The organism is Halothiobacillus sp., assembly GCF_028710545.1.
Classification (GTDB): Bacteria; Pseudomonadota; Gammaproteobacteria; order Halothiobacillales; family Halothiobacillaceae; genus Halothiobacillus.
On record NZ_JAQTTX010000113.1, the window covers coordinates 1 to 2,637 of the forward strand.

Here is a 2,637-nt window from a genome sequence, read left to right on the forward strand (position 1 = left end):
CTTTTGACTTTATGGACTTTATAGACTTTTAACTTTACGAATTTTTTTACTTTCGACTGACTAATATATACCATTATTAAATTACTTTGTCAATAGTTTTAACTTGATGGACTTTGCTGACTTTTTTATTTACAAATTTTTCTAAACTCAATGCACTTTTGACTTTATGGACTTTAAAAACTTTTGACTTAATTATTTTCTTCCAAGATCGCAATTATTTGTAATCTTGGAGAAAACCCCCTCACCCATCGTATGGACTGGGTGAGGGGCGGAACATTGCTCAATCAGAGTGAGCGCCGCCCTACTGGGCGGTTGGGTCGCCGGGGGCGCCCTCAGGTACGACCGGGTCGGCCACATTGGGGTGGTCCGGCCCGGGCTCCCAGGGCTGTCCGCCGGTTCCATGATCCGGCTGCGCCGGCGGCGCGTTCGGATCGGAGTCCGGCGGGCACGGCACCTGACCCGAGGGATCTTCGGGCGGTGCGATAACCTCCGGATCATTCGGTGACGGCTCCTGGCCGGGTTCGCCATCTCCACAAGTGCCGTCGTCGGGTTGGCAGTCCTCTCCGTCCTCTCCGTCCTCTCCGTCACGACCATCGCGGCCGTCACGACCATCGCGGCCGTTGGGGATAAAAGAGGCTGCCCCGATCGGCTCGCGAACTTCGCGAGCCGGACCACCACGTTCGATGGCACCACCAGTCGGCTGGCATGGCGCGGTCGGGGTCGCCGCAGTCGTAACCTCGACATCCTTGCCCTTGACGGGCAGAAATTCGAGACAAACAGTCGCCAGCCTCGCCGACTGTAGCGATGTCGCTGTCACCGGCGCCGCTGGTGCCGGTGGCTCCAACTCCGGCAGGCGCCAGGTGTCAAGACGCAGACGCCAGATATGCGCTGCGTCCGCTGGCTGGAGGAGCCGGCAGTAGTAGGCGTAGTTGTAGACTACGCCGTTCCCGTCGGCCCATCCGTACCGCGGCGCCGAATCGGCGTGGGCAATCCCACTCCGGAAGCAAACTTCGATCAGCTCCCGAAACGACTGCCCATCGCCGTCCGTACCCTCCGGAACTGTCGCCAGAAAGGCAGACTCGGTCGGCGAGAGTGGCCGCGCCCAGTTTATGTAGAGCTGGGTCCGGCCACTGAGCTCCACCGTCTGAGTGGGAGCAGAGAAAGCGGTCTCTGCCCCCGGGGCGCCATTCTGCGCCCAAGCCCCGCAAAGCGGGGCGATGAACATCAGCACGACAAAGGTGAGTTTCTTCATCTCACCTCACCTCCATATTGGTGTAGTTAACGACCATATTCGGGCGGACGCTGCGCACGACCTTCCAGGGATCAGGAGCCGAAGCTCCCTCCCAAGTCAGTCGCAGACAGAATGTCAGCCCCTCGGGGTAGTTGTTCATCGGGATATAGCCGGCGTAGCGCCGGTCATAGACCCGAGAACCCCGCTCGTCGAGCGTCTCGACTCGCGTCACCACCCCCGGAGGAAGGTTAATCCGAAAGTCACAGCGCTCGGCTGACACCGAATGCTGCGAGGATGTCTTAGCGGTTGGGGGCACTAATACCTGTCTGCCCTCAACCGACCGGATCCAAGTCTCAGTGGCGGCGACCCGAGCTTCCAGCTCAGCGATCGCCATCCCGTTAGCCTGAATCCCTTCCGCCAAAGCGACATCGTTCAGGTTTAGACGCTCAACTGCTTGCGCGACCTGTCCCTGAACTGCCGCCAGCGCCTCAGCCGCTCGACGGAAGTTCTCCGTCGTCGCCTCGGCATCAGCAAACTGCGACCCATCAATAACTGTGGTCACAGCTGCCGTTGGCGCCACAACCTCCGGCTTCGACTCACGCGGAACCACGTAGAGAAGTGAATACTCCACGAGGTCGTCTTTAGACAAGCCGAGCAGCGACATCAGCCCGTTGATAATCGGCTCCTTGAAGCCGAAGATCCGGACCTCATGGCTCTTGCCATCCTCCACGTGCAGTCTGAACCGTAGAGGAGTAGCCAAGTCATTCGGCACAGGCTGAAAACAACCCAGCCGTCCGATATGACCGTAGGCCTCGTCGAGCGCAAACGAAACCCAATCTTCACTCTCCGGGATCGCTACGCGAGCGAACCGGAACGAAAAATCGCGCAGGCGCACTCCGGCGTGCACCTGCAGTACCTGACAAACAACTTCTTCGCCAGGCAATGGCCGAAGGACGTTGCCGGTGGGAGCAAGCTCCCCCGACTCCGCCCCCACGAACCGCACAAGGTAGTGTGTCTCCACCTGTCCGTCGCGAATCGCGAACAGGAAGGTGGGGGCAAATGAAAACCCGGCAGTCGCCGGCATGACAAGCCCGACGGTCAGGATGAACAGCATTACGACTACGGCAATCGTGTGGCGCATGTGCGCCACCTCCTTAGTTTGCCCTCGCGGGCGTTCTTTTCCCGAGGCCCGCGAGGGGACACTCGGTATTTGTTTACGTACAGCCTACCTTCGCCACACATTGTGGTCAAAAATAGGCAGGAATTTAGCCAGGAAGAAGGCGAGAAACAGATGGTCGCTTCACGGCTGGCCCACATTGTTTATGGGGCCGTACTGCCCGAAGTTTGAAAATCCATCTGCCCATAGGTCCCTAAATCCCAGCCAAATTTCTGCCTACTATGTCAGA

2 protein-coding genes are annotated in these 2,637 nt (G+C 58.4%); both read right to left on the bottom strand.

Annotated features, from left to right (window positions below):
* Positions 1–301: 301 nt before the first annotated feature.
* Positions 302–1,252 carry a hypothetical protein gene (locus PHD44_RS12635; RefSeq protein WP_300192247.1) on the bottom strand — a complete coding sequence of 317 codons (951 nt, stop codon included), beginning with the start codon at positions 1,250–1,252 and terminating at the stop codon, positions 302–304.
* 1 nt (position 1,253) lies between these two features.
* Positions 1,254–2,372 carry a hypothetical protein gene (locus PHD44_RS12640; RefSeq protein ID WP_300192248.1) on the bottom strand — a complete coding sequence of 373 codons (1,119 nt, stop codon included), beginning with the start codon at positions 2,370–2,372 and terminating at the stop codon, positions 1,254–1,256.
* Positions 2,373–2,637: the final 265 nt, after the last annotated feature.